Consider the following 18,596-nt stretch of genomic DNA (forward strand, 5'->3'; position numbering starts at 1 on the left):
TTTTGCGAAAGTACTTGCTCAAGTGAAGAAGGGTCGCTATACTTTCTCTTCTTCGTTGGCCCGGTAGCTCAGTTGGTAGAGCAGCGGATTGAAAATCCGCGTGTCGATGGTTCGATTCCGTCCCAGGCCACCAGAATTAAAACCCCAAGAATCGGAAGGTTCTTGGGGTTTTTCGTTTGTGGTGGGGTTTGCGTGATGAGTGGTGTGGGGCGGCTGCCCGGCAGCATTCGTGTGGGCATGATAAAATCCGTGCCCGCTCAATAACTTAGCGCATCGCTTCATGCGCACGGCAGGCTGCCAGCGTGGCGCCGCCGTGGCGCGCGGCAACGATGCCGCGCGATGGGCGGTATAAGCGCTCCGCCGCGTTCGCGGCCGATTGCGCTGCCTATACTGGTCGAGCCGGCCCAGGCCGGCACGCGTCGGGCCGCCCGGCGGCAGCCGGCCCCGGGGCGCAGCGCGACGCGAGCCTACACATTCACGGAGTATCACGGTGATTCGGACAGACGCTAAAGACGGCGCGCTCGTGTTGTTTTCCGGCGGGCAGGACTCGGCCACGTGCGTGGCATGGGCCCTCGAACGCTACCAGACGGTCGAGACGATCGGCTTCGATTACGGCCAGCGCCACCGCGTCGAACTCGAATGTCGCGAAGGCGTGCGCGAAGCGCTGAAGCGTGATTTTCCCGCCTGGTCGGACCGGCTCGGCGACGATCACATGATCGACCTGTCGGTGCTCGGCGCGATCAGCGATACCGCGATGACGCGCACGATCGAGATCGAGACGGCGGCGAACGGCCTGCCGAACACGTTCGTGCCGGGCCGCAACCTGATGTTCATGACGATCGCCGCGGCGATCGCCTATCGCCGCGGGCTGCGCGTGCTGGTCGGCGGGATGTGCGAGACCGACTTCTCGGGCTATCCCGATTGCCGCGACGACACGATGAAGGCGCTGCAGGTCGCGCTGAACCTCGGGATGGACACGCGCGTCGTGCTCGAGACGCCGCTGATGTGGCTCGACAAGGCGCAAACCTGGCAGCTCGCCGAACAGCTCGGCGGCGAAGCGCTCGTCGAACTGATCCGCGTCGAGACGCACACCTGCTACGTGGGCGAGCGCGCGGAACTGCACGAGTGGGGCTTCGGCTGCGGCGAATGCCCGGCCTGCAAGCTGCGCAAGCGCGGCTACGAGGCCTACCTGAAGGGTGAACGCGTGACCGAAGCGCCGCTGTGAAGCGCGCCGCGGCACGGTGAATGAACAACGGATTCCGATCCGGATTTTGATCGATAACGAGCGGCGCGAGCCGGACGAAGCACGATGACTTACGCGGTCAAGGAAATTTTCTACACGTTGCAGGGCGAGGGCGCGAACGCAGGCCGGCCGGCCGTGTTCTGCCGGTTCGCCGGCTGCAATCTGTGGTCGGGCCGCGAAGAGGATCGTGCGGAGGCCGTGTGCCGCTTCTGCGATACCGACTTCGTCGGCACCGACGGCGAGAACGGCGGCAAGTTCAAGGACGCCGAAGCGCTCGTCGCGACGATCGCCGGCCTGTGGCCGGAGGGCGAGGCGCACCGCTTCGTCGTCTGCACGGGCGGCGAGCCGATGCTGCAGCTCGACCAGCCGCTCGTCGACGCGCTGCACGCGGCCGGCTTCGAGATCGCGATCGAGACCAACGGCTCGCTGCCGGTGCTCGAATCGATCGACTGGATCTGCGTGAGCCCGAAGGCCGACGCGCCGCTCGTCGTCACGAAGGGCAACGAACTGAAGGTCGTGATCCCGCAGGACAACCAGCGGCTGGCCGAATACGCGAAGCTCGACTTCGAGTATTTCCTCGTCCAGCCGATGGACGGCCCGTCGCGCGACCTCAACACGAAGCTCGCGATCGACTGGTGCAAGCGTCATCCGCAGTGGCGGCTGTCGATGCAGACCCACAAATATCTGAACATTCCCTGAGCCACGGCTTTTGACATCGTGCTGATTACCCGAAAACTCGAATTCGACGCGGGCCACCGCATTCCCGATCACCGCAGCCAGTGCCGGAATCTGCATGGTCATCGCTACGTGCTCGAAGTCACGCTGCGCGGCGATCTCGTCGATACCGAGGGGGCGCCCGACCGCGGCATGGTGATGGATTTCGCCGACGTGAAGGCGCTCGCGATGGAGCACCTGGTCGGCAAGTGGGACCATGCGTTCCTGGTCTATGCGCGCGACGACGTCGTGCGCTCGTTCCTCGAGCAGATGGCCGACCACAAGACGGTCGTGATCGACCGGATCCCGACCGTCGAGAACCTCGCGGCGATTGCGTTCGACATCCTCGCAAGCGTGTACGACGCGCACTACGGCGTGAACCTGCGGCTCGAGCGCGTGCGCCTGTACGAAACGCCGAACTGCTGGGCCGACGTCGAGCGCCAGCCCGGCCGCTGATCCCGCCTTCCGGGCAGCCCCGCCAGCCGGCGCGGGCTGCCTGCCGACGCCGCATCCCGCGGCTTCCCCGTCTCGCTCCCCGTCCGTTTCCACATTCCGCGTAACGCCGCGCTATGATCGTTGCGTGGCGCCGAAAAACGCAGCCGTGCGCCATCGCGCGGCCGGCGCTGTCAGATCGGCCGCCCACGGCCGACCAAGGCTCCAGGGCCCGGTCCTGGCGCCGCCGTGCTTCGCTGCGCGGCGTGTCGCGCTCCGCTTTGCCCGTTGCTTGTCCCGTTCGATTGCCGTTCCGTCCAGGAGGCCGTATTGATGAGCACGCTCACCAATTCCCTCAAACAACGCCTGCGCGACGGCGATGAGCCGCTGTACGGCCTGTGGCTGTCGCTCGGCAGCGACTCGGCCGCGGAAGCGCTCGCGCATGCCGGCTACGACTGGCTCTGCATCGACATGGAGCACGCGCCGAACGACAGCCGCGATGTTGCATCGCAGTTGCGCGCGATCGCCGCCGCCCATCTGCCGAGCGAGCCCGTCGTGCGCGTGCCGGCGCGCGAACCGTGGCTCGTGAAGCGCGCGCTCGATGCGGGCGCGCGCACGCTGATGTTTCCCGGTATCGAGACGCCGGACGACGCCGCGCACGCGGTGCGGTTGACGCGCTATCCGTCGCCCGAATCGCCGGACGGGCTGCGCGGCGTCGCGGGCATGGTGCGCGCGGCGGCGTTCGGCATGCGCCGCGATTACGTGCAGACGGCGAACGCGCGGGTCGCGGTGATCGTGCAGATCGAATCGGCGCGCGGCGTCGACGAAGTCGAGCGGATTGCGGCGCTGCCCGGCGTCGACTGCCTGTTCGTCGGCCCGGCCGATCTCGCGGCGAGCCTCGGGCATCTTGGCGACATCCGCCACCCGGACGTCGAAATCGCGATGGCGCGCGTGCTCGCGGCCGGCCGGCAGGCCGGCGTCGCGGTCGGCATCTTCGCGGGCGACACGGCGGCCGCGCGCCAGTATCGCGAAGCCGGCTACCGGATGATCACGCTGTCGGCCGACGTGACCTGGCTGTTGCGTGCCACGCGGCAGGCGCTGCAGGAGGTACGGTCATGAACGGTGGCGATGGCGCGTGCCGTGGGTGCGCACGGGGCGCGATCGGGGTGCGTGGGCAGGTCGGCGCGATGCTCGGCCTGTGGGCCGTGTGTATCGCGGCCGCTGCGCAGGGCGCGCCGCAAGCGAAGCCCGATCCGTCGCACGAGACGCAATCGGCGGTCGCCGACTACAACGCCGGCGACTATCGTGCGGCGCTGGTGCAGTTCCACGACGCGGCCGAGCGCGGCGACCGTCTCGCGCAATTCAACTACGCGATGATGCTGCTGACCGGCGAAGGCGTGACGGCGAACGTCGACGAAGGGCTGCGCTGGCTCAAGCGCGCGGCCGACGCGAACATGTCGCATGCGCAGTACGTGTATGGCCGGATGCTCGACGACGGCGAGTTCGTCGCGCGCAATCCGGCCGAAGCGCATCGCTGGTTCCTGCGGGCGGCGAAGCAGGGGCATGTGCAGGCCGAGCTGTCGCTCGCAAACCAGTTCCTCGACGGGCGTGGCACGCCGCGCGACAACCGGCAGGCGTTCGCGTGGTACAAGCAGGCCGCCGACGCGGGCGAGCCGACCGCGCAGTACGTGACCGCGTCGTTCTACGAGCGCGGTGGCGACGGCGTCGCGCAGAACCTGAACATCGCGCGGGCGTATTACGCGGCGGCCGCCGCGCAGGGCGACGAGACGGCCGGGCTGAAATTCAAGGAGCTGAGCGCGCGGCTGAAGGCGCAGGGGCCGGCATCGGGGGGCGGCGCGGAGCCGGGCGGCGCGCATGCGCCGCCGCCGTGAGCGGGGGCGCGCGGCGCGACTGCGTTCGACATGCCTAGTCAAAAAAAACGGCGCCGAGGCGCCGTTTTTCTTTCTGCGATGGGTGCCGCGCGGTCAGCTCTTCATCAGCCGCCGCTGCCGCCCGACGCTCATGATCATCCCGATCGCGATGCCGAGCGTCGTGAGCGCGGTGCCGCCATAACTCATGAACGGCAGCGGCACGCCGACGACCGGCAGCACGCCGCTCACCATCCCGATGTTGACGAACGCGTAGACGAAGAACGCGAGCGTGAGCGAGCCCGCGAGCAGGCGGCCGAACAGCGTCGCGCCCTGCGCGGCGATATAAAGCCCGCGTGCGATCAGCGCCATGTAAAGCGTCAGCAGCACGAGCCCGCCGACGAGCCCCCATTCCTCGGAGAACACCGCGAAGATGAAGTCGGTGTGCTTTTCCGGAATGAATTCGAGGTGCGCCTGCGTGCCTTTCAGGTAGCCCTTGCCGAGCACGCCGCCCGAGCCGATCGCGATCACGGCCTGGATCGTGTGGAAGCCCTTGCCGAGCGGGTCGGAGGTCGGATCGAGCAGCGTACACACGCGGTGCTTCTGGTAGTCGTGCATCAGAGGCCACTGCACTTCGGGCTGGCAGATGCGTTCTTCGAACACGGCGATCGAGCCGACCGCGATCACGCCCGCGACGAGCACCGGCACGATCAGCTTGAACGACAGGCCGGCGAGGTAGATCACGAAGAAGCCGGCCGCGAACACGAGCAGGCCCGTGCCGAGGTCGGGCTGCTTCGCGATCAGCCCGACCGGTACCAGCAGGATCCCGAACGCGGCGACGAAGTCGTACCAGCGCACCCCGCCTTCGCGGCGCTGGTAGTACCACGCGAGCATCAGCGGTGTCGCGATCTTGAGGATTTCCGACGGCTGGATCACGACGCCGACGTTCAGCCAGCGCTTTGCGCCTTTCTTGGTCATCCCGAACAGCGCGACCGCGACCAACAGCGCGACCCCGAACGTGTAGAGCGGGACCGCGAAGCGCATCAGCGTGGTGGGCGGGATGTTGGCGATCACCCACATCAGCACGAACGTCAGCAGGATGTTGCGCAACTGGTCCTCGACGCGGCCCGGCATGTCGATCGCCGCGCTGTACAGCGTGACGATGCCGACGCACAGCAGCAGGAACACGATGAGGGCGAGCGGGCGGTCGAAGCCCGCGAACATCTGCTTGATCTTGTCGAGCCAGGCGCGCTTGTCGAATTGCATGCCTTTCTCCGTTAATGAGCGGTGCCGGCGTCCGCCGCCTTCGCGGGGGCCGTCGCACGGTGGTTGTCGTCGCGCGGCGTGGCGACGAGCGGCTGCGCGTCGCTGGCGGGCCGGTGCGGCCGGTGCGGGCGCCGGATCGGCGGCAGGCTCGCGGCCCTCGGCGCCGCGGCGTTGGCGGGCAGGGCGGCGCTCGCGGCGGCGGCAGCCGACGCTTCGGAGGCCGCCGCGGCCGATGCCGCTTCCGCCGCGCTGGCCGCGGTCGGTACGACCGGCTGCGGCAGCGCGGTGAAGCCGGCCGCGACGGCAGCAGGCTTGTTCGCGTCGCCGATCACCGGTGCGTTGACGGGTTCGGTCGCCGACGCCGCGGCAGCCACGGCCGCCGCCTCGTTCTGCGGGTTCTGGCGGTCGATGAGGTAGAAGTCGAGCACGCGGCGCGCGATCGGGCCGGCAGCCTGCGCGCCCCAGCCGCCGTTCTCGACGACCAGCGCGACGGCGATCTGCGGATGGTCGACCGGCGCGTAGGCGATGAACAGCGCGTGGTCGCGCAGGTGCTCGGCGAGCAGGTGGCCCTTGTAGTTGGAGCCTTGCAGCGAGAACACCTGCGCGGTACCGGTCTTGCCGGCAGCGAGGTACGGCGCGCCGCGGAACACCTTGTACGCGGTGCCGGACGGGTTCTCGATCACGTTTTCCATCCCGCGCTTCACGACGTCGATGTCGGCCTGCTTGAGCGGGATCACTTCGCTTTCCTTCGGCACGGTCAGGTGGCGCCCGCGCGAGATCGGATCCTCGACTTCCTTCACGAGGTGGGGTTTCATCACGACACCGTTGTTCGCGAGCGTCGCGGTCGCGTGCGCGAGCTGCAGGATCGTGAACGAGTTGTAGCCCTGGCCGATCCCGAGGCTGATCGTCTCGCCGTCGAACCACTTCTGTTGCGCGGCCTTCTTGAACGCCTTTTTCTTCCAGTCGGTCGACGGCAGGATCCCGCGCGCCTCGCCCTGGATGTCGATCCCGGTGATCTGGCCGAAGCCGAACGGCTTCATGAAGTTCGCGATCGAGTTCACGCCGAGGTCGCGCGCGAGCATGTAGAAGTAGGTGTCGTTCGACACCATGATCGCCTTGTTCATGTCGACCCAGCCCTGGCCCGAGCGCACGTCGTTGCGGAACGTGTGGCCGCCGAACGTGAAGTAGCCGGGATCCTGGAAGCCCCAGCCCGGCGTGCGCTTGCCGAGCGTCAGGCCCGCGAGCGCCATGAACGGCTTGTACGTCGAGCCGGGCGGGTAGGTGCCGTGCAGCGGGCGGTTCAAGAGCGGCTTGTCGGTCGAGTTGTTCAGCTCGTCCCAGGTCTGCTGGTCGATGCCGTCGACGAACGAGTTCGGGTCGAAGCTCGGCGACGATACGAACGCGAGCACGTCACCCGTTTTCGGCTCGATCGCGACCAGCGCGCCGCGCTTGCCGGCGAACGCCTGCTCGGCGACCTGCTGCAGCCCGATGTCGAGCGACAGCACGAGATTGTTGCCGGGCGTCGCCTGCGTGCGCGACAGCGTGCGCACCGGCCGGCCGCCGGCCGTCACCTCGACTTCCTCGAAACCCGTCAGCCCGTGCAGTTCGGACTCGTAGCTCTGCTCGACGCCGATCTTGCCGATGTAGTCGGTGCCCTTGTAGTTGTTCGCGTCGCGGCGCGGATCGTAGTTTTCCTGGTCGCTGTCGTTGTCGTCGCTCATCGCGTCGATGCGATCCTGGTCGCGCTTCGAGATCCGGCCGATGTAGCCGATCACGTGCGCGGCCGTGGTGCCGAGCGGATATTGCCGGAACAGCCGCGCGCGCACGTCGACGCCGGGGAAGCGGAAGCGCTGCGCGGTGAAGCGCGCGACTTCGGCGTCGGTGAGGCGCGTGCGGATCGGCAGGCTCTCGAAGTTCTTCGAGTCTTCCTGCAGTTTCTTGAAGCGGCGGCGGTCGCGCGCGTCGATCGGGATGATCTCGGACAGCTTGTCGATCGTGTTGTCGAGCGTGTCGTCGAGCTTCGACGGCGTGATCTCGAGCGTGTACGCCGAATAGTTCTTCGCGAGGATCACGCCGTTGCGGTCGGTGATGATCCCGCGGTTCGGCACGATCGGCGCGACCGAGATCCGGTTTTCCTCGGCCTGCAGCGCGTATTTGCCGTGCTGCATCAGCTGCAGGTAGAAGAAGCGGCTCGCGAGCAGCCCGAAGCAGACGAATACGAACACGCCCGCCGCCGCGACGCGCAGGCGGAACTTCGAGAGCTGCTGTTGGGTGTCGTTGAATTCGGTCATGCGATTAGGTGCGACGTGGCCCGCGCACGGCGTGCCTGTGCGGGCGAGGTGCCGCCCCGGAGCGCGGCGCGCAGCGGGCGTGGAGGCGGCGGGTATTCAAGGCAGGCCCCTGGCTCAGATGGGGCGCGTATCGTCCGGATCGACCGGGCGGCGTTGCGGCATCAGCAGCAGGTGGCTCGCGAACGGCCACAGCGCGGCCTCGACGAAGCCGTCGACCAGGTAGCGCCAGCCCGGGAACGCGGCGCCCATCACGAGGCGGATCACGAACGGTACGAGCTGCGCGACGACCAGCAGCGGCGTGACGTACAGCACCTGCACGCCGATCGGCATCCACAGCACGCGGCGGTGGATCGTGATCGCGCCGTACGACAGCAGCGTATAGGCAAGCGCATGCTCGCCGAGCAGCCCCGCGTCATGCACGTCCATCAGGATGCCGAGCGCGAACGCGACACCCATCCCGACCTTGCGCGGCTGGTGGATGTTCCAGAACAGCAGCACGAGCGCGACGAAGTCGGGCACGCCGGGCAGGCGGCCCCACGGCATCAGGTTCAGCAGGAACGCGGCGGCGAGGCTGAAGACGATGAAGTACGGATTGACCGGCTGCAGGATGTATTGCGGGCGATTCATCGCTGGGCTCCTGATTGCCCGGCCGCGGGCTTCGCGGGCGTGGCGGCGGGCTTGGCCGGCGCGGCCGGTGCCGCCGGCTTCGCGCCGGGCTGGGCCGCGGCGGCCGGCTTCGCATTCGCGTCGGCCTTCTCGCCCTTCGCAGCGGCTTTCGCGCCCTTTTTGCCCTTCGCGTTCTTGTCGGCGGCCGGATCGGGCTCGGCCGGGCGCGGCGGGATGTCGTTCTGGTAATGCAGCACGAGCATCTGGCGCGCGCCGCGCACGGCGGCGAGCGGCGCGCAGGTGACGCGTGCGAACGCCGTATCGGCGAGCTTGTCGACGCGCGCGACCTTCGCGACCGGCAGGCCGGGCGGATAGACGCCGTCGAGGCCGCTCGTGACGAGCTCGTCGCCGACGACGAGGTCCGCGCTGGTCGGCACGAAGCGCAGGTCGAGCGAATCGCCCTTCGGCGTGCCGTAGATCACGCTGCGCAGGCCGGTGCGCAGCACCTGCACGGGAATCGCGAGATCGCGGTCGGTGACCAGCGTGACTTCGGACTGCAGCGGGAACACGCGCGTGACCTGGCCGACCACGCCGTTCTCGCTGACGACGGGCGCGCCGTTCTGGATGCCCTGCTGCGAACCCTGGCCGATCACGATCTTCTGCGTGAACGGATCGCTCGTGTCGTACTGGATCTCGGCCGGTGTCGACTGCGTCGCGATATGCTGGCGCAGCTCGAGCACCGCGCGCAGGTGCGCGTTCTCCTGCGCGAGCACGGCGGCCTGGTTGGCTTGCGTGGACAGCTGCAGGTTGCGTTTGCGGAGATCGTCGTTCTCGTGGCGCAGCGACGCGCCGGTGACGGCGATGTCGGCCGCGCCCATGAACAGGTCGCGCGGCACGAGCGCGGCGCGCTGCAGCGGATAGAGCACGGTGCCGAGCACGCCGCGGACGATTTCGAGCGTGCTGAAGCGCGCGTCCGAGACGAGGAGCGCGATGGCGAGGGCAACGAAGAAGATGAGCCGCGCGAGCGCGGGCGGACCTTGCTTGAAGAGGGGCGGCGGACTGTATTCCATGGTCGGCGCCGGGCGCGTGTGATCGGTTAAATGATGCTCAGACGCGCAAACGGCGCGGCGGTTCGTTCTGAACGATCGATCCGGCCGCGCCGCGGGTGCGTCATGTCAAGAAACTGCCTAGACGATCACTCGTACGAGAAGATGCTGCCCAGCTTGTCCATGCGTTCGAGCGCCATGCCCGAACCGCGTACGACGCAGGTGAGCGGATCTTCCGCGACGAGCACCGGCAGGCCGGTTTCTTCCGCGAGCAGGCGGTCGAGGTCGCGCAGCAGCGCGCCGCCGCCCGTCAGCATCATCCCGCGTTCGGCGATGTCGGCACCGAGTTCCGGCGGGGTCTGTTCGAGCGCGATCTTCACCGACGACACGATCTGGTTCAGCGGATCGGTCAGCGCTTCGAGGATTTCGTTGCTGGAGATCGTGAAGCTGCGCGGAATGCCTTCCGACAGGTTGCGGCCCTTCACTTCCATTTCCTTGACTTCGGAGCCCGGGAACGCGGAGCCGATTTCCTTCTTGATCGCCTCGGCGGTCTGCTCGCCGATCAGCATCCCGTAGTTGCGGCGGATGTAGTTGACGATCGCCTCGTCGAACTTGTCGCCGCCGACGCGCACCGAACCCTTGTACACGATGCCGCCGAGCGAGATCACGCCGACTTCCGTCGTGCCGCCGCCGATGTCGACGACCATCGAGCCGGTCGCTTCCGACACCGGCAGGCCCGCGCCGATCGCGGCCGCCATCGGCTCTTCGATCAGATAGACCTGCGATGCTCCGGCGCCGTGCGCGGCTTCCTTGATCGCGCGGCGCTCGACCTGGGTCGAACCGCACGGCACGCAGATGATGATGCGCGGCGACGGCGAGAACATGCGCGACTCGTGGGCCGTCTTGATGAACTGCTTGATCATCTGCTCGGTGACGGTGAAGTCGGCGATCACGCCGTCCTTCATCGGGCGGATCGCCTCGATGTTGCCCGGCACCTTGCCGAGCATCTGCTTGGCTTCCTTGCCGACTGCCTGGATCGTCTTCTTGCCGTTGGGGCCGCCTTCCTGGCGGATCGACACGACGGACGGCTCATCGAGCACGATGCCCTTGCCGCGCATGTAGATCAGGGTGTTTGCGGTGCCGAGGTCGATCGCCAGATCGTTGGAGAAGTAGCTGCGCAAAAAACCGAACATTCAGAATCCTGTTTCGCTCTGGGCCGGCCCTGCATAGCGAGCGCTGAGGGCGGCAGCGGAAAAAATAACAGCCTCGGGAAGCGTGGCGGAAGCGGCCGCCGCGGCGCACGAAGCTGCGAGTGATGTCTACCGGGGATCGCACGAAGCACGCACGGCTTGCCGAAGCGGGGCGAAACGGTGCGGGAAAAGGCTGCCGGGTTTGGGTCGAACGCGTAATGATACCTTATAATTTCACGGTATTTGAATCGAAACGGGCGGTATTTTTGCCGCTTCGGCCCCGATTTTTGAGGGTGGGATCGCACCCTCCAACCCCCCGCCGCAGTGCTGCTTTTGATGCGCTGCGCAGCCTTGTTTTTCCGGTGATCGCATGGCCCTGACCCTGACCGATGTGAAACGCATCGCGCACCTGGCGCGACTCGAAATGGCCGACGCCGACGCCGAGCACATGCTCGGCCAGCTCAATGAATTCTTCGGCCTCGTCGAACAGATGCAGGCGGTCGACACCGCCGGCATCGCGCCGCTCGCCCACCCGATCGAACAGATCCAGGCCGTCGCGCAGCGCCTGCGCGACGACGCCGTGACGGAAGTCGTCAATCGCGACGACAACCAGCGTCCGGCGCCGGCCGTCCAGGACGGCCTCTATCTTGTGCCGAAGGTGATCGAGTAAGCATTCGATGACAAGCGCGCCGCCGTCTTCGCGCCGCGCGCCACCCAGAATTCCCAGGAAAACCACTCAATGCACGCAAAAAGCCTGACCGAACTGCGCGCCGCGCTCGCCGCCAAGGAATGCTCGGCCGTCGAGCTCGCGCAGCTCTACCTGAAACGGATCGACGCCGCGCGCGACCTGAACGCGTTCGTCCACGTCGACGCCGACCTGACCCTCGCGCAGGCGAAAGCTGCCGACGCGGAGCTCGCGCGCGGCGCGGGCGGCGCGCTCACCGGCCTGCCGATCGCGCACAAGGACGTGTTCGTCACGCGCGGCTGGCGCTCGACCGCCGGCTCGAAGATGCTCGCGAACTACGAGAGCCCGTTCGACGCGACCGTCGTCGCCCGCCTGCAGGCGGCCGGCATGGTCACGCTCGGCAAGACCAACATGGACGAGTTCGCGATGGGCTCGTCGAACGAGAATTCGGCGTTCGGCGCGGTGAAGAACCCGTGGGACACGAACGCGGTGCCGGGCGGCAGCTCGGGCGGCAGCTCGGCCGCCGTTGCCGCGCGCCTCGCGCCGGCCGCGACCGGCACCGACACCGGCGGCTCGATCCGCCAGCCCGCGTCGTTCGCGGGCGTGACCGGCATCAAGCCGACCTACGGCCGCGTGTCGCGCTACGGGATGATCGCGTTCGCGTCGTCGCTCGACCAGGGCGGCCCGATGGCGCAGAGCGCGTCCGACTGCGCGCTGCTGCTGAACGGGATGGCCGGTTTCGACGAGCGCGACTCGACGAGCCTCGAACACGACGACGAAGACTTCACGCGCCACCTCGGCCAGCCGTGGGCGGCCGGCAACGACGCGGGCAAGCCGCTCGCGGGCCTGCGCATCGGCTTGCCGAAGGAATATTTCGGCGATGGCCTCGCCGACGACGTGCGCGCGGCGATCGACGCGGCCCTCAAGCAGTATGAAGCGCTCGGCGCGACGCTCGTGCCGGTGTCGCTGCCGAAGACGGAACTGTCGATCCCCGTGTATTACGTGATCGCGCCGGCGGAAGCCTCGTCGAACCTGTCGCGTTTCGACGGCGTGCGCTTCGGCCACCGCGCCGCGCAGTACGGCGACCTGCTCGACATGTACAAGAAGTCGCGCGCGGAAGGCTTCGGCCCCGAGGTGAAGCGCCGGATTCTGGTCGGCGCCTACGTGCTGTCGCACGGCTACTACGACGCGTACTACCTGCAGGCGCAGAAGATCCGCCGCATCATCGCGAACGATTTCCAGGAAGCGTTCAAGTCCTGCGACGTGATCATGGGCCCGGCCTCGCCGACGGTCGCATGGGATCTCGGCGCGAAGGGCGACGATCCGGTCCAGATGTATCTGGCCGACATCTACACGCTGTCGGTGAGCCTCGCCGGCCTGCCCGGCATGAGCGTGCCGTGCGGTTTCGGCGCGGGCGCGAACGCGAAGCGCCCGGTCGGCCTGCAGATCATCGGCAACTATTTCAACGAAGCCCGGATGCTGCAGGTCGCGGATGCGTTCCAGCGCGCGACCGACTGGCACAAGCAAGTTCCGGCAGGGGTGGGGAATGAGCCCCCACGCTCACTTTGTTCGCTGCCCCCCGAGGGGGCGCATGCCTCCCTTGAGGCGGCTCGGCGGGAGGCATGAATATGGCTACTCAATGGGAAGTCGTCATCGGTCTCGAGACGCACGCGCAACTGTCGACCGTCTCGAAGATTTTCTCCGGCGCGTCGACGCAGTTCGGCGCCGAGCCGAACACGCAGGCCTGCCCGGTCGACCTGGCGCTGCCGGGCGTGCTGCCGGTGCTGAACCGCGGCGCGGTCGAACGCGCGATCCGCTTCGGCCTCGCGATCGGCTCGACCATCGCGCCGCGCAGCATCTTCGCGCGCAAGAATTATTTCTACCCCGATCTGCCGAAGGGCTATCAGATCAGCCAGTACGAGATTCCGGTCGTGCAGGGCGGCCAGATCACGATCCAGGTGCCCGCCAACGAAAAGGCCGGCAAGGAAGCGTACGAGAAGACCGTCAACCTGACCCGCGCGCACCTCGAGGAAGATGCGGGCAAGTCGCTGCATGAAGACTTCGCCGGGATGACGGGGATCGACCTGAACCGTGCGGGCACGCCGCTGCTCGAGATCGTCACCGAGCCGGAAATGCGCAGCGCGGCCGAGGCCGTGGCCTACGCGAAGGCGCTGCACGGGCTCGTCGTGTGGCTCGGCATCTGCGACGGCAACATGCAGGAAGGCTCGTTCCGCTGCGACGCGAACGTGTCGGTGCGCCCGGTCGGCCAGGAGAAGTTCGGCACGCGTGCGGAAATCAAGAACCTGAACTCGTTCCGGTTCCTCGAAGAAGCGATCAACTACGAAGTGCGTCGCCAGATCGAGCTGATCGAGGACGGCGGCGAAGTCGTGCAGGAAACGCGCCTCTACGATCCGGACAAGCGCGAGACGCGTTCGATGCGCAGCAAGGAAGACGCGCACGATTACCGCTACTTCCCCGACCCCGACCTGATGCCGCTCGTGATCGGCCAGGACTGGGTCGAGCGCGTGCAGTCCGGGATGCCCGAGCTGCCGGCCGCGATGCAGCAGCGCTTCGCCGACGAATACGGCGTGTCCGCGTACGACGCGGGCGTGCTGACGTCGAGCAAGGCGATGGCCGCGTACTTCGAGGCCGTGGTCGCGAAGGCCGGCACCGCGAACGCGAAGATCGTCGCGAACTGGCTGATGGGTGACGTATCGTCGCAGCTGAACCGCGATGGCATCGAGATCGACGCGATTCCGGTCTCGGCCGCGCAGCTCGCGCTCGTGCTGCAGCGCATCGCCGACGGCACGATCTCGAACAAGATCGCGAAGGAAATCTTCGCGACGATCTGGGACGAGAAGGCCGACGACGAAGGTGCGGCGGACCGCATCATCGACGCGAAGGGGCTGAAGCAGATCTCCGACACCGGCGCGCTGGAAGCGATCATCGACGAGGTGCTCGCGGCGAACGCGAAGTCGGTCGAGGAATTCCGCGCGGGCAAGGAAAAGGCGTTCAACGCGCTGATCGGCCAGGCGATGAAGGCGACGAAGGGCAAGGCCAATCCGCAGCAGGTCAACGAACTGCTGAAGAAGAAGCTCGGCTGAGCATGCACGCGCGTCTGAACCGCGCTTGACGACGGGCCGCTCCGAACCAGTTCGGGGCGGCCCGTTGCGTTTGGTGGATGCGTTATCGTATGCACCACAGCGTCCAACGGAGGAACGAATGGCGAAACAACCGTCGCTCGACGATTTCCGCGTGCCGTACTGCACGCACGAGAAGGAAGCCGCAGCATTCAAGCTCGATGCGTTCGACCCGGCCGCGAAGCCGTTCTCGTCCGGTCCGAAGGACGACGACCGCGCCCGGCTGTCGGCCGTGTCGACCGAACTCGACGTGCAGCAGGAACGCCTGCACACGCAGCAGAAGAAGCGCGTGCTGCTCGTGCTGCAGGGGATGGATACCAGCGGCAAGGACGGCACCGTGCGTGCGGTGTTCCGCGAGGTCGATCCGCTCGGCCTGCGCGTCGTGCCGTTCAAGGCGCCCACGCCGATCGAGGCCGCGCACGACTTCCTGTGGCGCGTGCATGCGCAGGTGCCGGCTGCGGGCGAGCTCGCGATCTTCAACCGCAGCCACTATGAAGACGTGCTCGTGCCGCGCGTGCTCGACCTGATCGACGCGAAGGAATGCGAGCGCCGCTACCGGCAGATCCGCGATTTCGAGACGATGCTGGTCGAGAACGGCACGACGATCATCAAGTGCTTCCTGCACATCTCGAAGGACGAGCAGCGCGAGCGCCTGCAGGCGCGCATCGACGATCCGACCAAGCACTGGAAGTTCGACATCTCCGATCTCGACGCGCGCAAGCACTGGGATGCATACCAGTCCGCCTACCGCGACGCGCTCGCGGCGACGTCGGCCGAGCATGCGCCGTGGTACGTGATCCCGGCGAACTCGAAGACGCACCGCAACGTGATGATCGCCGAGCTGCTGCTGCGCACGATGACCGACATGAAGCTGGAATTCCCGCCGCCGAAGCCCGAGCTCGAAGGCGTGAAGATCCGTTAAGCTGCCACCCTGTAAAACATCGAACTGAACGGAATCCGACATGATGCGAGTGATTACCGCCAACCTGAACGGCATCCGCTCCGCCGCGAAGAAGGGCTTCTTCGAGTGGCTCGGCGAACAGAACGCCGATTGCGTGTGCGTGCAGGAAATCAAGGTCTCGGCCGACGACCTGCCGGCCGAATTCGTCGAGCCGCACGGCTTCAAGAGCTATTTCCACCATGCCGAGAAGAAGGGCTACAGCGGTGCCGGCGTGTACAGCCGCCGCGAGCCCGATGACGTGATCATCGGCTTCGGCAGCAGCGAATTCGATACGGAAGGGCGCTACGTCGAGGCGCGCTACGGCAAGCTGTCGGTCGTGTCGGTGTACGTACCGTCCGGCTCGAGCGGCGAAGAGCGCCAGCAGGCGAAGTACCGCTTCATGGACGAGTTCATGCCGCACCTCGCCGAGCTGAAGAAGAAGCGCGAGGTGATCCTGTGCGGCGACGTGAACATCGTCCACAAGGAAATCGACATCAAGAACTGGAAGAGCAACCAGAAGAATTCGGGCTGCCTGCCGGAAGAGCGCGAGTGGCTCACGAAGCTGTTCGACGATGTCGGCTATGTCGACGTGTTCCGCACGCTCGACCCGCGCGCCGAGCAATACACGTGGTGGAGCAACCGTGGCCAGGCGTATGCGAAGAACGTCGGGTGGCGGATCGATTACCAGATCGCGACGCCGGGCGTGGCCGGCACCGCGAAAAGCACGTCGATCTTCAAGGACATCAAGTTCAGCGACCATGCGCCGCTGACGGTGGACTACGACTACAAGAAGTGACGTCCGGTGCTGCGCCGCGCGCGTAGCAGCCGGATCATCCGGCCGCCGGATGCAGAAACGGGCCGCATGTTGAACATGCGGCCCGTTTCGTTTGGGGCGGCGATCGTGCGTGCTGCCCGGCGGCGCTTACTGCTTGATCGACGCCATGTCGATCACGAAGCGGTACTTCACGTCGCTCTTCAGCATCCGCTCGTAGGCCGCGTTGATCTGCTGCATCGGAATCGTTTCGATGTCCGACGTGATCCCGTGCTCCGCGCAGAAGTCGAGCATCTCCTGCGTTTCCGCGATCCCGCCGATCAGCGAGCCCGCGAGGCGGCGGCGCTTGAAGATCAGGTTGAACACCTGCGGCGACGGATGGTCGTGCTCCGGCGCGCCGACCAGCGTCATCGTGCCGTCGCGCTTGAGCAGGTGCAGGAACGGATTCAGGTCGTGTTGCGCGGCGACCGTGTTCAGGATGAAGTCGAAGCTGTTCAGGTGCGCGTTCATCTGCGCTTCGTCCTTCGAGATCACGACTTCGTGCGCGCCGAGGCGCTTGCCGTCCTCGATCTTCGACGGCGACGTGGTGAACAGCACGACGTGCGCACCCATCGCGCGTGCCAGCTTCACGCCCATGTGGCCGAGGCCGCCGAGACCGACGATCCCGACCTTCTTGCCGGGGCCGACGTTCCACTGCCGCAGCGGCGAGTAGGTCGTGATCCCTGCGCACAGCAGCGGCGCGGCGCCGGCCGGGTCGAGCGTCTCGGGCACGCGCAGCACGAACGCCTCGTCGACGACGAGTTGCGTCGAATAGCCGCCGAACGTGATGTCGCCCGTCACGCGATCCTGGCCGTTGTAGGTGCCGACGAAGCCGTTCTCGCAATACTGCTCGAGACCTTCGGCGCAGCTCGGGCAGGTGCGGCACGAATCGACGAGGCAGCCGACGCCGACCAGCTGGCCGACCTTGAAACGCGACACCTGCGGGCCGGTCGCGGTCACGCGGCCAACGATTTCATGGCCCGGCACGACCGGGTAGATCGTGTTGCGCCATTCGTTGCGGGCCTGGTGCAGGTCCGAGTGGCAGACGCCGCAGTAGAGGACGTCGATCTGGACGTCGAGGTCGCGCAGCGCGCGACGCTGGAATTCGAACGGGGCGAGCGGCGACTGCGAATCGGTCGCTGCGTAGGCATAGGTAGTGCTCATGCAGGGGGCTCCTTGTCCGGGATGGATAACCGGCAAAACAGACTGCCGTCGCACCATGTGGCGATGCGGCGAGGCAGGACGTCATCGTAAGGAGCGCGGCGCCGCGGCGAAATACACGAAGGTCTGGAAGATTTGCCTATTCCTCTTGAACTGCACGCGAACAGCCGTCAAAACGCATTCAAGGTGCTACATTGCGAGCCAGATTCTCTTGCCGGACAAGACCACGCCCATGAGCTTCCAGCCCCTTTTGGCCGACGCGGGCGACCGCGTGCAGCGCCGCATGATCGAGCTGCACACGCGCCTCGCGCCGAACGCGGGCGATACGCTGGCGGCGCTCGACGGCGTGCGCCTCATCCGCGTGACCCGTCCCGCGCCGCGCATGCCCGTGCTGTACGAACCGAGCATCATCGTCGTCTGCCAGGGGCGCAAACTCGGCTATCTCGGCGACCGTTCATTCGTGTACGACGCGCAGCAGTACCTGGTGCTGTCGGTGCCGCTGCCGTTCGAGTGCGAGACCTTCGCGAGTCAGGACAAACCGTTTCTCGCGATCTCGATCCGCGTCGATCTGGCCGTGATCGCCGAGCTCGCGATCCTGCTCGACGAGACGCTCGGCGCGGCTGCCAGCGAGCCGCTCGGCGTCTATTCGACGCCGCTCGATGCGCCGCTGGCGGATGCTGTGCTGCGGCTGCTCGAAGCGCTCGCGTCGCCGCACGACACGCGCGTGCTGGGCCCCGCGATCATGCGCGAGATCGCATATCGGGTGCTGACCGGCGCGCAGGGCGACGCGATCCGCGCGGCGCTCGTCCAGCAGCATCACTTCGGCCGTATCGCGAAGGCGCTGCGGCGCATCCATGCGGACTTGAAGGCCGACCTCGACGTCGAGACGCTCGCGCGCGAGGCCGGGATGAGCCTCGCGGTGTTCCATGCGCAGTTCAAGCACGTGACGGCGACGTCGCCGATGCAGTACGTGAAGGCCGCGCGGCTGCACCAGGCGCGGCTGATGATGGTGCAGGACGGGGTCGGCGCCGGCGCGGCGGCCGCGCGCGTCGGCTATGCGAGCGCGTCGCAGTTCAGCCGCGAGTTCAAGCGGCTGTTCGGCCGCAGCCCGGGTGACGAGGTGCGCTGGATGCGCGAAAGCGGCGCCCGGCCGGTCGCGGCGGACGTGGATGCGTAGGGTGGCGTAGCAATCGGCTGCGTGTG

General features: G+C 67.0%; 17 protein-coding genes and 1 tRNA gene. 12 read left to right on the forward strand and 6 right to left on the reverse strand.

The window, feature by feature from the left end; all coding sequences use genetic code 11:
* The first annotated feature begins 57 nt into the window (after positions 1-57).
* From QZM67_RS27100 to QZM67_RS27125, 6 genes are all read left to right on the forward strand, one after another.
* Positions 58-133 (forward strand) — tRNA-Phe (locus QZM67_RS27100).
* 357 nt (positions 134-490) lie between these two features.
* Positions 491-1,225 carry a 7-cyano-7-deazaguanine synthase QueC gene (gene queC / locus QZM67_RS27105; RefSeq protein ID WP_301808123.1) on the forward strand — a complete coding sequence of 245 codons (735 nt, stop codon included), beginning with the start codon at positions 491-493 and terminating at the stop codon, positions 1,223-1,225.
* An 84-nt stretch (positions 1,226-1,309) separates the two neighbouring features.
* The gene (gene queE, locus QZM67_RS27110; RefSeq protein ID WP_043184735.1) at positions 1,310-1,942 is read left to right on the forward strand and encodes a 7-carboxy-7-deazaguanine synthase; all 633 of its coding nucleotides are present in this window, start codon (positions 1,310-1,312) and stop codon (positions 1,940-1,942) included.
* Positions 1,943-1,960: 18 nt separating this feature from the next.
* Positions 1,961-2,413, forward strand: a complete 453-nt coding sequence (queD, locus tag QZM67_RS27115) for a 6-carboxytetrahydropterin synthase QueD (RefSeq protein WP_089451443.1) — start codon at positions 1,961-1,963, stop codon at positions 2,411-2,413.
* 309 nt (positions 2,414-2,722) lie between these two features.
* On the forward strand, positions 2,723-3,508 hold the full coding sequence (locus QZM67_RS27120) for an HpcH/HpaI aldolase/citrate lyase family protein (protein WP_301808126.1): 786 nt from the start codon (positions 2,723-2,725) through the stop codon (positions 3,506-3,508).
* The gene (locus QZM67_RS27125) at positions 3,505-4,281 is read left to right on the forward strand and encodes a tetratricopeptide repeat protein (RefSeq protein ID WP_175025757.1); all 777 of its coding nucleotides are present in this window, start codon (positions 3,505-3,507) and stop codon (positions 4,279-4,281) included. The genes QZM67_RS27120 and QZM67_RS27125 overlap by 4 nt, the downstream gene beginning before the upstream one ends.
* A gap of 93 nt (positions 4,282-4,374) precedes the next feature.
* Here the strand turns inward: QZM67_RS27125 and rodA are convergent, their stop codons facing one another.
* The 5 genes from rodA to QZM67_RS27150 form a co-directional block, all read right to left on the reverse strand.
* A complete protein-coding gene (gene rodA / locus QZM67_RS27130) occupies positions 4,375-5,523 on the reverse strand; it encodes a rod shape-determining protein RodA (RefSeq protein ID WP_043184732.1) in 1,149 nt (382 codons plus the stop codon).
* An 11-nt stretch (positions 5,524-5,534) separates the two neighbouring features.
* Positions 5,535-7,814 carry a penicillin-binding protein 2 gene (gene mrdA, locus QZM67_RS27135; RefSeq protein ID WP_301808130.1) on the reverse strand — a complete coding sequence of 760 codons (2,280 nt, stop codon included), beginning with the start codon at positions 7,812-7,814 and terminating at the stop codon, positions 5,535-5,537.
* A 114-nt stretch (positions 7,815-7,928) separates the two neighbouring features.
* Complete coding sequence (gene mreD, locus QZM67_RS27140) at positions 7,929-8,441, reverse strand: rod shape-determining protein MreD (protein WP_301808133.1); 513 nt, start codon at positions 8,439-8,441, stop codon at positions 7,929-7,931.
* Positions 8,438-9,490 carry a rod shape-determining protein MreC gene (mreC, locus tag QZM67_RS27145; protein ID WP_301808135.1) on the reverse strand — a complete coding sequence of 351 codons (1,053 nt, stop codon included), beginning with the start codon at positions 9,488-9,490 and terminating at the stop codon, positions 8,438-8,440. The genes mreD and mreC overlap by 4 nt, the downstream gene beginning before the upstream one ends.
* Before the next feature lie 125 nt (positions 9,491-9,615).
* A complete protein-coding gene (locus QZM67_RS27150; protein ID WP_004189550.1) occupies positions 9,616-10,659 on the reverse strand; it encodes a rod shape-determining protein in 1,044 nt (347 codons plus the stop codon).
* Positions 10,660-11,026: 367 nt separating this feature from the next.
* Between QZM67_RS27150 and gatC the strand changes: the two genes are divergently transcribed.
* The 5 genes from gatC (at position 11,027) to QZM67_RS27175 (ending at position 16,217) form a co-directional block, all read left to right on the forward strand.
* Positions 11,027-11,326, forward strand: a complete 300-nt coding sequence (gene gatC, locus QZM67_RS27155) for an Asp-tRNA(Asn)/Glu-tRNA(Gln) amidotransferase subunit GatC (protein ID WP_043184729.1) — start codon at positions 11,027-11,029, stop codon at positions 11,324-11,326.
* 69 nt (positions 11,327-11,395) lie between these two features.
* Positions 11,396-12,967, forward strand: a complete 1,572-nt coding sequence (gene gatA, locus QZM67_RS27160) for an Asp-tRNA(Asn)/Glu-tRNA(Gln) amidotransferase subunit GatA (RefSeq protein ID WP_175026284.1) — start codon at positions 11,396-11,398, stop codon at positions 12,965-12,967.
* Positions 12,968-12,969: 2 nt separating this feature from the next.
* Positions 12,970-14,445 (forward strand): Asp-tRNA(Asn)/Glu-tRNA(Gln) amidotransferase subunit GatB, encoded by a 1,476-nt coding sequence (gene gatB / locus QZM67_RS27165; protein ID WP_301808138.1) that lies wholly within the window; start codon positions 12,970-12,972, stop codon positions 14,443-14,445.
* 118 nt (positions 14,446-14,563) lie between these two features.
* A complete protein-coding gene (locus QZM67_RS27170) occupies positions 14,564-15,403 on the forward strand; it encodes a polyphosphate kinase 2 family protein (protein WP_301808139.1) in 840 nt (279 codons plus the stop codon).
* Positions 15,404-15,443: 40 nt separating this feature from the next.
* A complete protein-coding gene (locus QZM67_RS27175; RefSeq protein ID WP_043184724.1) occupies positions 15,444-16,217 on the forward strand; it encodes an exodeoxyribonuclease III in 774 nt (257 codons plus the stop codon).
* A 126-nt stretch (positions 16,218-16,343) separates the two neighbouring features.
* Here the strand turns inward: QZM67_RS27175 and QZM67_RS27180 are convergent, their stop codons facing one another.
* Positions 16,344-17,396, reverse strand: coding sequence for an NAD(P)-dependent alcohol dehydrogenase (locus QZM67_RS27180; RefSeq protein WP_043184723.1), 1,053 nt, complete (start codon positions 17,394-17,396; stop codon positions 16,344-16,346).
* Between the two features lie 229 nt (positions 17,397-17,625).
* Between QZM67_RS27180 and QZM67_RS27185 the strand changes: the two genes are divergently transcribed.
* Positions 17,626-18,570, forward strand: coding sequence for an AraC family transcriptional regulator (locus QZM67_RS27185; protein ID WP_301808141.1), 945 nt, complete (start codon positions 17,626-17,628; stop codon positions 18,568-18,570).
* Positions 18,571-18,596: the final 26 nt, after the last annotated feature.

The sequence above is a fragment of the Burkholderia sp. AU45251 genome (genome assembly GCF_030482905.1).
Taxonomy (GTDB): Bacteria; Pseudomonadota; Gammaproteobacteria; order Burkholderiales; family Burkholderiaceae; genus Burkholderia; species Burkholderia aenigmatica.

Excerpts from the sequence above, each read along its gene's own strand:
- QZM67_RS27175 (WP_043184724.1), top strand. The coding sequence starts at position 15,444 with ATGATGCGAGTGATTACCGCCAACCTGAACGGCATCCGCTCCGCCGCG.
- gatC (WP_043184729.1), top strand. The coding sequence starts at position 11,027 with ATGGCCCTGACCCTGACCGATGTGAAACGCATCGCGCACCTGGCGCGA.
- QZM67_RS27125 (WP_175025757.1), top strand. The coding sequence starts at position 3,505 with ATGAACGGTGGCGATGGCGCGTGCCGTGGGTGCGCACGGGGCGCGATC.
- QZM67_RS27170 (WP_301808139.1), top strand. The coding sequence starts at position 14,564 with ATGGCGAAACAACCGTCGCTCGACGATTTCCGCGTGCCGTACTGCACG.
- QZM67_RS27185 (WP_301808141.1), top strand. The coding sequence starts at position 17,626 with ATGAGCTTCCAGCCCCTTTTGGCCGACGCGGGCGACCGCGTGCAGCGC.
- queE (WP_043184735.1), top strand. The coding sequence starts at position 1,310 with ATGACTTACGCGGTCAAGGAAATTTTCTACACGTTGCAGGGCGAGGGC.
- mreD (WP_301808133.1), bottom strand. The coding sequence starts at position 8,441 with ATGAATCGCCCGCAATACATCCTGCAGCCGGTCAATCCGTACTTCATC.
- gatB (WP_301808138.1), top strand. The coding sequence starts at position 12,970 with ATGGCTACTCAATGGGAAGTCGTCATCGGTCTCGAGACGCACGCGCAA.
- QZM67_RS27150 (WP_004189550.1), bottom strand. The coding sequence starts at position 10,659 with ATGTTCGGTTTTTTGCGCAGCTACTTCTCCAACGATCTGGCGATCGAC.
- QZM67_RS27120 (WP_301808126.1), top strand. The coding sequence starts at position 2,723 with ATGAGCACGCTCACCAATTCCCTCAAACAACGCCTGCGCGACGGCGAT.
- gatA (WP_175026284.1), top strand. The coding sequence starts at position 11,396 with ATGCACGCAAAAAGCCTGACCGAACTGCGCGCCGCGCTCGCCGCCAAG.
- mrdA (WP_301808130.1), bottom strand. The coding sequence starts at position 7,814 with ATGACCGAATTCAACGACACCCAACAGCAGCTCTCGAAGTTCCGCCTG.
- mreC (WP_301808135.1), bottom strand. The coding sequence starts at position 9,490 with ATGGAATACAGTCCGCCGCCCCTCTTCAAGCAAGGTCCGCCCGCGCTC.
- rodA (WP_043184732.1), bottom strand. The coding sequence starts at position 5,523 with ATGCAATTCGACAAGCGCGCCTGGCTCGACAAGATCAAGCAGATGTTC.
- QZM67_RS27180 (WP_043184723.1), bottom strand. The coding sequence starts at position 17,396 with ATGAGCACTACCTATGCCTACGCAGCGACCGATTCGCAGTCGCCGCTC.